8 protein-coding genes, 1 tRNA gene and 1 pseudogene are annotated in these 9,195 nt (G+C 71.0%); 8 read left to right on the top strand and 2 right to left on the bottom strand.

Translation table 11 applies throughout. The annotated features are described in order from the left end of the window. Window positions 1-161 precede the first annotated feature (161 nt). From BJF79_RS23865 to htpX, 7 genes and pseudogenes are all read left to right on the top strand, one after another. Window positions 162-701, top strand: coding sequence for a NuoI/complex I 23 kDa subunit family protein (locus tag BJF79_RS23865; protein ID WP_187357047.1), 540 nt, complete (start codon window positions 162-164; stop codon window positions 699-701). Next, window positions 698-1,243, top strand: a complete 546-nt coding sequence (locus BJF79_RS23860) for an NADH-quinone oxidoreductase subunit J (protein WP_075900596.1) — start codon at window positions 698-700, stop codon at window positions 1,241-1,243. Before BJF79_RS23865 ends, BJF79_RS23860 begins: the two co-directional genes overlap by 4 nt. Continuing rightward, a pseudogene (nuoK, locus tag BJF79_RS23855) lies at window positions 1,243-1,527 on the top strand (NADH-quinone oxidoreductase subunit NuoK); the annotation flags it as partial. The gene BJF79_RS23860 and the pseudogene nuoK, both read left to right, overlap by 1 nt. Window positions 1,528-1,640: 113 nt before the next feature. Then, a complete protein-coding gene (locus BJF79_RS23850) occupies window positions 1,641-3,692 on the top strand; it encodes an NADH-quinone oxidoreductase subunit L (protein ID WP_075900592.1) in 2,052 nt (683 codons plus the stop codon). After that, window positions 3,689-5,155 (top strand): NuoM family protein, encoded by a 1,467-nt coding sequence (locus BJF79_RS23845; protein WP_262402484.1) that lies wholly within the window; start codon window positions 3,689-3,691, stop codon window positions 5,153-5,155. The genes BJF79_RS23850 and BJF79_RS23845 overlap by 4 nt, the downstream gene beginning before the upstream one ends. A 37-nt stretch (window positions 5,156-5,192) precedes the next feature. Continuing rightward, a complete protein-coding gene (locus BJF79_RS23840) occupies window positions 5,193-6,677 on the top strand; it encodes an NADH-quinone oxidoreductase subunit N (RefSeq protein WP_075900590.1) in 1,485 nt (494 codons plus the stop codon). Between the two features lie 67 nt (window positions 6,678-6,744). Then, window positions 6,745-7,593, top strand: a complete 849-nt coding sequence (gene htpX / locus BJF79_RS23835; RefSeq protein WP_075900588.1) for a zinc metalloprotease HtpX — start codon at window positions 6,745-6,747, stop codon at window positions 7,591-7,593. 92 nt (window positions 7,594-7,685) lie between these two features. On the opposite strand, the gene BJF79_RS23830 is transcribed toward htpX, so the two are convergent. Continuing rightward, window positions 7,686-8,174, bottom strand: a complete 489-nt coding sequence (locus BJF79_RS23830; RefSeq protein WP_075900586.1) for a YajQ family cyclic di-GMP-binding protein — start codon at window positions 8,172-8,174, stop codon at window positions 7,686-7,688. 56 nt (window positions 8,175-8,230) lie between these two features. Next, on the bottom strand, window positions 8,231-8,641 hold the full coding sequence (locus BJF79_RS23825) for a cold-shock protein (RefSeq protein ID WP_262402483.1): 411 nt from the start codon (window positions 8,639-8,641) through the stop codon (window positions 8,231-8,233). Between the two features lie 130 nt (window positions 8,642-8,771). Here BJF79_RS23825 and BJF79_RS23820 point away from each other — a divergent pair. Further along, window positions 8,772-8,853, top strand: a tRNA-Tyr gene (locus tag BJF79_RS23820). Window positions 8,854-9,195: the final 342 nt, after the last annotated feature.

Genomic DNA, 9,195 nt, shown 5'->3' with positions numbered 1-9,195 from the left:
CCGTGCCGACCGGGGCCTGGTTCCTTGGGGCCGTTCGCGTGGCTCACCTGACCTCCTCGCCGCAGGCCGATCGCGGTACGGACCGGCTGACCCACGTCTCGTACGACGAACGCGGCGGCCGTCGCGTTCCCCCACGCCCCGCAGTACGCAATCATGGGGCCGTGGGACGGCTACCAGGAGGCGGGCTGGCCAAGGGGCTGGCCGTCACGTTGCGGACGATGACGCGGCGTTCCATTACGCGCCAGTATCCGGAAGTGCAGCCCGATCTGCCACCGCGCAGCCGGGGCGTCATCGCGTTGTTCGAGGAGAACTGCACGGTGTGCATGCTGTGCGCCCGTGAATGTCCGGATTGGTGTATCTACATCGACTCCCACAAGGAGACGCTCCCGGCCGAGGGCGGTGGGCGCGCGCGCACACGGAACGTCCTCGACCGGTTCGCCATCGACTTCTCGCTGTGCATGTACTGCGGCATCTGCGTCGAGGTGTGCCCGTTCGACGCGCTGTTCTGGTCGCCGGAGTTCGAGTACGCCGAGTACGACATCGCCGAACTGACGCACGAGAAGGACCGGCTGCGGGAGTGGATGTGGACGGTCCCGCCGCCGCAGGCCCCCGACCCGGCCGCCGAGGACCCGAAGGAGCTCGGCGCGGCGGAGAAGGCCGCCGCCCGCGCCGCCCGCAGGCCCCCGGGGGCCGCGCGGTGACCGGCCAGGAGATCGTGTTCGCGCTGCTCGGCGCGGTCGCCGTCGGTTCCGCGCTGCTCGTCGTGACGACGCGCCGGCTCGTCCATGCGGCGCTGTGGCTCGTCGTGTCGTTCGGCGCGCTCGCGGGCGGCTACCTGGTGCTGACGGCCGAGTTCGTCGCGTGGGTGCAGGTGCTGATCTACGTCGGCGCGATCGTGGTGCTGCTGCTGTTCGGGATCATGCTGACCCGCGCGCCGATCGGCGAGTCCGCCGACCTCGACTCCCCGAACCGGTGGGTCGCCGCCGCCGTGGCCGCCGCGACCGCCGCCGTCCTGGTCACCGTGCTGGTCATGGGGTTCGGCGACGAGCGGATCCCGCTCGGCGACGGCGGCGCCGGTTCGGCCGAGCAGCTCGGCTCGGCGGTGTTCCGCACCTGGGTGCTGCCGTTCGAGGTGCTGTCGGTGCTGCTGCTGGCCTCGCTGGTCGGCGCGATCGTGCTGTCGCGCTCGGACGTCGGCACGGACAACGACGACGACGATCACGAGCGGGAGGGCGAGCGCTGATGCACCTCGCCTACCCCACGGTCGTCGCCGCGCTGCTGTTCTCCATCGGCGTGTACGGAGTGCTGGCCCGGCGGAACGCGATCCTCGTCCTGATGTCGGTCGAGTTGATGCTGAACGCCGTGAACCTGAACCTCGTCACGTTCGACGTGTACTTGCGGGATCGGCTGCACGGCGGCCAGGTCCTCACGCTGTTCACGATCGTGATCGCGGCGGCGGAGATCGGGATCGGGCTGGCGATCGTCCTGCTGGTCTACCGCAACCGCCGGATGATCGACGTCGATCGCCTCCGCGACCTCGCCGAAGACCGGGCGGACAGCCGTCCGGACGACCGTCCGGACGACCGCGCGGAGCGTCCGGCGCCGGCGGACGCGGACGTCCGGGACGAGGAGGCCGCCCGGTGATCGTGCTCGCCTCCCTGACCGCGCTCCTCCCGTTCGCCGCCGCTTTCGCCGGCTTCCTCCTCGGCCCCCGCCTGACCCGCGCCCTGCGCGGCGGGACGCCCCCGCGCTCGCCGCTCCGCAACGGGCCCGCGCTGATCGCGTGCGTCCCGGCGGCGGTGTCGCTCGTCCTCGCGGCGATCGTCGCGTGGACCGTCTGGCGCGACCCCGGCGCCCGCACGGGCGCGTTCACGGTCGTCGACACCGGCACCGTCCCGATCCGCGTCGCGCTGCAGGTGGACGGGCTGTCGGCCGTCGTCGCGCTGATGGTGTGCTGCGTCGCGCTCGCCGTCCAGGCGTACTCGGTCGTCTACCTCGACGGGGACCGCCGCTACTCGTCCTACGCCGCCTTCGTGTCGCTGTTCACGTCGGCGATGCTGCTCGTCGTGTTCGCCGCCGACCTGCTCGTCCTGTACGTCGGCTGGGAAGTCATGGGCATCTGCTCGTACTTCCTGATCGGCCACCACTGGGAGGAGCGGGAGTACTCGCGGGCGGCGGTCAAGGCGTTCCTGACGACGCGGCTCGGCGACGCCGGGTTCCTCGTCGGGATCATCGTCCTCGGCGTCGGCGCCGGATCGTTCGAACTGGACGAGGTCCTGCGGCACGTCGCCGTGCTCCCGGACACGACCGTCACCGTCGCCGCGCTGCTCCTGCTCGCCGGGGTCGTCGGCAAGAGCGCCCAGTTCCCCCTGCACACCTGGCTGCCGGACGCGATGGCTGGCCCGACGCCGATCAGCGCGCTCATCCACGCCGCGACGATGGTCGCGGCGGGCGTCTACGTCGTCGCGCGGCTGTTCGGCGTGTTCGCGGCGGCCCCGGCGGCACTGGCCGTCCTCGGCGTCCTCGCGGTGATCTCCATGATCGGCGCGGCGCTCGCCGCCCTCGCCCAGGACGACCTCAAGCGCGTCCTCGCCTACTCCACGATCAGCCAGCTCGGCGTGATGGCGGCGGGCCTCGCCGTCGGCGCGCACACCCCCGCGATCTTCCACCTCCTCTCGCACGGCGCGTTCAAGGCGGTGCTGTTCCTCGCCGCCGGGTGCGTGATCGCCGTGACCGGCACGAACATGCTCGCCCGCTACGGCGGCCTCCGGCACGGCATGCCGATCACGTTCTGGTCGATGACGATCGGCTTCGGCGCCCTCGCGGGCGTCCCGCCCCTGTCCGGCTGGTTCAGCAAGGACTCGATCATCGAAGCCGCCCAGCACTCCGCCCTGCACGGCGGCGAACTGGGCGACGGCGCCGCCCCCGTTCTCCCGCCGCCGGACGGTCGCCTGCTCGCGGGCGAGCCGTCCGGCAGGTTCGATAGCTCGATCGCCGCATTGGCACCGGGCGAGGACGTGTCGGACCTGTGTGAACGCATCGGGTGCACCATGATCACGGTCGGCAAGGTGGTGATGGTGGAGAGTCCACCGAACATCCCGAGCGGCATCGCCTGGCTCGTCTACCTGGGCCTGCTCCTCACCGTCGCGCTCACCGCCGCCTACGCGACCCGCACGTGGCTGATGACGTTCTTCGGCGAGCCGCGCGGGACGCACGACATCCGCGAGCCGTCGAAGATCATGTCGTGGACGGTCGCGGCGCTCGCCGTGCCCGCCGCGATCATCGGGTTCTTCGGGCTCGGCGCGGACGAACTCCGCCCGCACCTCGGCTCCGCACTGCTCGGCGCCGTCCTGACCGTGCTCGGTGCGGGGGCCGCGTTCCTCGTCTGGAACCGCGATCCCGCACTCGACCCGGCGCGCGCGCTGGGACCCGTCCGTCCGGTCTTCGCGCGCGCCTTCTACGTGGACGAGCTGTACACCTTGGCAATCGTCCGCCCCATAAGGGCCTTCGCGCGCCTCGTCCTCACGGCGGACGCGCGCGGCATCGACACCGCCGTCGTCGAGACCGGACGGTCCGCGCGCCGCCTCGCCGGGCCGCTGCGCATCCCCCAGAACGGCAACCCGCAGACCTACCTCACCGGGCTGATCGCGGGCGTCGTCGTCATCGCGGCCGTGGTGGTGATCTTCCAGTGACGTTCGTCGTGATGATGGCGATCCCGCTCGTCGGGGCGCTCGCCCTCCTCCTCCCGCGCGGCCGGTTCCTCGCGACCGGCCTCGCCGTCCGCCGGTTCGGGACGCTGGTGTCCGGTGCGACGCTGCTCGTCGCCGTCGCCGCGCTCGGCGCGTTCGACTACGGCGACGCGTCCGCCGTCCAGCTCGGCGTCGACCGCGCCTGGGCCCCGGCGATCGGCCTGCGCTTCCACCTCGGCGTCGACGGGATCTCCCTCCCGCTCGTCGCCCTCACCGCGCTCCTCACCTTCCTCTGCTTCCTGCACCTGCTCCGGCACGTGCCGGACGGCGGCGACGTGCGGCTCCTGACCGCCCTCCTCCTCGTCCTGGAAGTCGGGCTGCTCGGCACCTTCACCTCCCTCGACCTCGTCCTCTTCTTCGTGTTCTTCGAGGTCGTCCTGCTCCCGATGTACGCGGTGATCATGCTGTGGGGCGGCCCGGGACGGCGCGCCGCCGCGTACAAGTTCATCCTCTACACCCTCCTCGGCTCCGGCCTGCTCCTCGCCGGGATGCTGCTGGTCGCCGTCGACGCCGGGACGCTCGACATGACCGAGCTCGCCGCCCGGCACGGCTCCGGCGTCGCCCACGGCCTCCAGGTCACCGCGTTCGCCCTCATGGCGCTCGGGCTCGCGGTCAAGGCGCCGATGTGGCCGCTGCACACGTGGCTGCCCGACGCGCACACCGAGGCCCCGACCGTCGGGTCCGTCCTGCTCGCCGGGGTCATGCTCAAGATGGGCACCTACGGCCTCGTCCGCGTCGCGCTCCCGCTCGCCCCGGACGGCGCCGCGTTCTGGGCGCCGTGGCTCGCGCTCCTCGCCGTGATCGGCATCGTCTACGGCGCCCTCGCGTGCCTCGCGCAGCGCGACCTCAAACGGATGATCGCGTACTCGTCGGTCGGGCACATGGGGTTCGTGCTGCTCGGCATCGCGACGCTGACGCCCGTCGGCGTGAACGCCGCCCTGTTCGGCAACATCGCGCACGGCCTCGTCACCGGCCTGCTGTTCTTCCTCGCCGGGGCGGTCAAGGAACGCTGGGGCACCGGCGACCTCGACGCCCTCGGCGGCGGCATGCTCACGACGTCGCCGCGCCTCGCGTCCGTCCTGACGTTCGCGTCCGTCGCGTCCCTCGGGCTGCCCGGCCTCGCCGGATTCTGGGGCGAGATGATGGCCCTCATGGGCGCGTACCGGCCCGCCCCCGACCTGCCCCGCACCCCGTTCCTGATCTTCCTGGCGGTCGCCGCGCTCGGCGCCGTCCTCACCGCCGCCTACTTCCTGCGCATGCTCTCCAAGATCACCCACGGCCGCCCCGACCGGCCGGCCGCGCCCCGCGACGGCGCGCCGTCACCGTCCAGGAGTACGCCGCCTGGCTGCCCCTGGTCGCGCTCACCCTGTTCATCGGGCTGTGGCCGAAAACCCTGCTGGACGTGACGACCGCGCCCGTGCGCGCCCTGTTGGGAGGCGGTTGATGATCCAGGGCATCGACTACGCGGCCGTCGCGCCGCCGCTGATCATCGCGGTCGCCGCCGTCGCGCTCCTGCTCGGCGACGCGTTCGGCGTGCCCCGCCGCCTCCTCGGCCCGCTGTCGGCCACCGCCCTCGCCGCCGCGTTCGCCGCCGTCCTCGCGCTCGGCACCGGCGACCGGCGCGCCACCCTCTGCCTCCCGGACGGCCTGCGCGGCGACGGCCCCGCGTCCTGCTCGTACGTCGCCGACGACTTCACGCTCGCCTTCCAGGGGATCGTCCTCCTCGCCGCCGTGATCGTCGTCCTGCTCTCGGCGCAGCAGCTCACCGACGCGCGGATCCCGGCGGGGGAGTACCACTTCCTCCTGCTGGCCGCCGTCGTCGGCGCGCTCACCCTCGTCGCCGCCCGCGACCTGATCCTGCTGGTCGTCGCGCTCGAAACCCTCTCGCTCCCGGTGTTCGCGCTCGTCGGCCTGCGCCGCTACGACGGCACCGCCTCCGAGGCCGCCCTCAAGCTCTTCCTCGTCTCCGTCGTCTCCGCCGCGATCATGCTGTTCGGCGTCAGCCTCCTCTACGGCGCGACCGGCGCCATGCACCTCGACCGGATCGCCCCCGCCCTCGCCGAACTCCCCGCCGGACTCGACGCGGTCGCCGCCGCCGGGATCGTCCTCGTCCTCGCCGGATTCGCGTTCAAGGTCGCGGCCGTCCCGTTCCACTTCTGGGCCCCGGACGTCTACCAGGGCGCCCCGCTCCCCGTCGCGGCGTTCCTGTCCGTCGTGTCCAAAGCGGCCGGATTCGCCGGGCTCGCGATCGTCCTGTCCCTCGGATTCCCCGCCTACGCGCACGTGTGGGGACCGCTCGTCGCCGTCCTCGCCGCCGTCACGATGACGCTCGGTAACCTCGTCGCGCTCCGCCAGCGCACCGCGATCCGCCTGCTGGCCTGGTCGTCGGTCGCGCAGTCCGGGTACATGCTGGCGCCGCTCGCCGTCGGCACCGACCACCTTCCCGAGGCGGTCGCCGCCACCACCGCGTACGTCGCCTTCTACGCCGTCATGAACCTCGGCGCGTTCGCCGTCGTCACCGGGTTCCGCCGCACGGCCGAACGCCGCCAGACCGTCGACACCCTGGACGACTACCGCGGCCTCGCCCGCCGCAGCCCCTTCACCGCCGCCGCCCTCGCCTTCTTCCTCATCTGCCTCGCCGGGCTCCCGCCGGGCGTCATGGGGCTGTTCGCGAAGGTCGTCGTGTTCCGCGGCGTCGTCGCGGGCGACGTCGTCTGGCTCGCCGTCGTCATGGCGATCAACACCGTCATCGGCCTCTACTACTACCTTCTATGGGCCGTCCGACTGTTCACCGAACCCACCAACCCGACCCCTGAAACCGTCCCCGGCCTGCCGATTCGCTTCGCCGTCGCCGCGACGGCCGCGGGCGCGCTCGTCCTGTCCGTCGCGCCGCAGGTCATCCTGCAGACGGTGACCGCCGCGACCTGACGGGAACGTTTCGCCAGGTCACACCGTTCTCGGTGTTGGGTGGAGCAAACGGGGAGGCTTCGGAAAAGTGCAGTTCAACGGCATCAAAACCGCAGCACTCATCGCTGCGCTGTCGGCCTTGATGCTCGCCGTCGGCTGGGTGATCGGCGGAGGCACCGGCCTCACCATCGCCCTGCTCATCGCGCTCGGCACCAACGGCGTCGCCTACTTCTTCAGCGACCGCATCGCGCTGCGCTCCATGCGCGCGCACCCGGTCGGCGAGGTCGAAGCGCCCGTCCTGTACCGGCTCGTCCGCGAACTCGCCACCGCCCAGCGCCAGCCCATGCCGCGCCTCTACGTCTCCGAGACCATGCAGCCCAACGCGTTCGCCACCGGCCGCAACCCGCGCAACGCCGCCGTCTGCTGCACCCGCGGCATCCTGCGCATGCTGGACGAACGCGAACTGCGAGCCGTCCTCGGACACGAACTCTCACACGTCTACAACCGCGACATCCTGATCTCCTCGGTCGCCGCCGCCATCGCGACCGTGATCACCTACCTCTCGCACCTCGCGATCTTCCTCCCGATCGGACGCTCCGAGGACGACGACGGCCCCGGCATCCTCGGCGCGCTCCTCATGCTCGTCCTCGGCCCCGTCGCCGCCGCCGTCGTCCAGATGGCGATCAGCCGCACCCGCGAGTACGCCGCCGACGCCGCCGGGGCCCGCATCACCGGCGACCCCCTCGCCCTCGCGTCCGCGCTCCGCAAGATCGACGCCGGCACCCGGGCGATGCCCCTGCCCCAGGACCCCGAGCTCGCCACCACCAGCTCCCTGATGATCGCCAACCCGTTCCAGGGCGCCGGCATCGGCAAGCTCTTCTCCACCCACCCGCCGACCGCCGACCGCATCGCCCGCCTCGAACGCATGGCCCGCTGAAATCGGCGCGAACAATCCCCGGCTCCGCCGCGTCATAAGAAAACGAGAGCGCGCCGGCCGTCTCTGCGGGGGAGACGGCCGGCGCGCTCTCGTCAGCGATAGTTGACGAACTGAAGGGCAACGTCGAGATCCTTGCCCTTCAGCAGGGAGATGATCTCCTGCAGGTCGTCCTTCTTCTTCGAGCTGACCCGCAGCTCGTCCCCCTGGATCTGCGCCTTCACGCCCTTCGGGCCCTCGTCCCGGACGATCTTGCCGATCTTCTTGGCGTCCTCCTGGGAGATGCCCTCCTTCAGCGCCACGCCGAGCTTGTACAGCTTGCCCGACAGCTTCGGCTCCCCCGGATCGATCGCCTTCAGCGAGATCCCCCGCTTGACGAGCTTGTCCTTCAGCACGTCCAGCACGGCGTTCGCGCGCTCCTCGGTGTTCGCCTGGATCTCGATGGTCTCCCCGGACCACTTGATCCCCGCGTCCACGTTCCGGAAGTCGAACCGGTTGGCCACTTCCTTCGCGGCCTGGTTCAGCGCGTTGTCGACCTCCTGCCGGTCGAGCTTAGAGACGATGTCAAAACTACTGTCGGCCATCGTGTCCCCTCATTAGCACGTCGACGAAGCGTATCGACCTTCCCGCGGCGCCCGGCTCAGTCCTCGGTCCACCCGTGCTTCTGCGCCACCGCCAGCAGAGTCTCCCGGATCTTCACGATCTGCCCGCCCGTGAGCTCGGGCACCTTGACCAGCAGCACGTCGGTGATCTCGTTGCTGAACTGCCGCGACGACAGCACGTCGCACAGCGCGTCGTCGTCGAACGACTCCGACCGCCGCACCGGCGGCCCCGCGTCCGAACGCGGCTCCAGCGCGTGCACCGCGAACGCCTTCGGCCCCCGCTCCCCCTGCGCGACCTCGAACTCCACCACCGTCCCGGGCGTGAACAGGCTCTTGTCGTCCAGAAGGTCGTTGGCGTGCACGAACACGTCCTCACCACCCCCGTCCGGCACGATGAACCCGTACCCCCGCACATTGTCGAAACTGACGATCGTTCCTGAACGCACCACAGACCTCACCACGTCATCACAGCTCAAGCGCAGGCTAGCGCCTGCACCCCCGAACCTCACACACCACCGATGTCACGTCCACTCGCACCGTCCGCTATTCTTTCAAGTGCCGTCGCCGAGCGCGACACCAGGCGGGTTGCCCGAGTGGCCAATGGGAGCGGACTGTAAATCCGTCGGCTTAGCCTACCCAGGTTCGAATCCTGGACCCGCCACACCAGCCAAAACGCCCCTGACCAGCTTCAACGCGGCCAGGGGCCGTTGGCATAGGGTCCGGTGATCGTCACCGACCCTCTACGGCCGTCCGCGCCGAAGTCTAGGCGCCGTCCGGCCTGGCACCAGCCGTGATCCTGCGCTTGGCATCCTCCTGCCCCGCACACACTTCGCGTAGACCCGGAGCAGGACGGCCACGCTGTGCCGCGCCATGCCAGGCCCCAAGGGAGGTCCGGTCAGTCTGATCCCGCCTCGCGGCCCACGAACGAGCTTGTAACCTCAGGTGTGGAATGACCTTGCAGGTAGAAGATGAAGACGGCTTTATCTGATGCGTCCCGGATAGG

This window comes from Actinomadura sp. CNU-125 (assembly GCF_001942465.1).
Lineage (GTDB): Bacteria > Actinomycetota > Actinomycetes > Streptosporangiales > Streptosporangiaceae > Spirillospora.
This window is presented reverse-complemented; position numbering and strand designations above follow the sequence as displayed.

Excerpts from the sequence above, each read along its gene's own strand:
- BJF79_RS23840 (WP_075900590.1), top strand. The coding sequence starts at position 5,193 with ATGATCCAGGGCATCGACTACGCGGCCGTCGCGCCGCCGCTGATCATC.
- BJF79_RS23830 (WP_075900586.1), bottom strand. The coding sequence starts at position 8,174 with ATGGCCGACAGTAGTTTTGACATCGTCTCTAAGCTCGACCGGCAGGAG.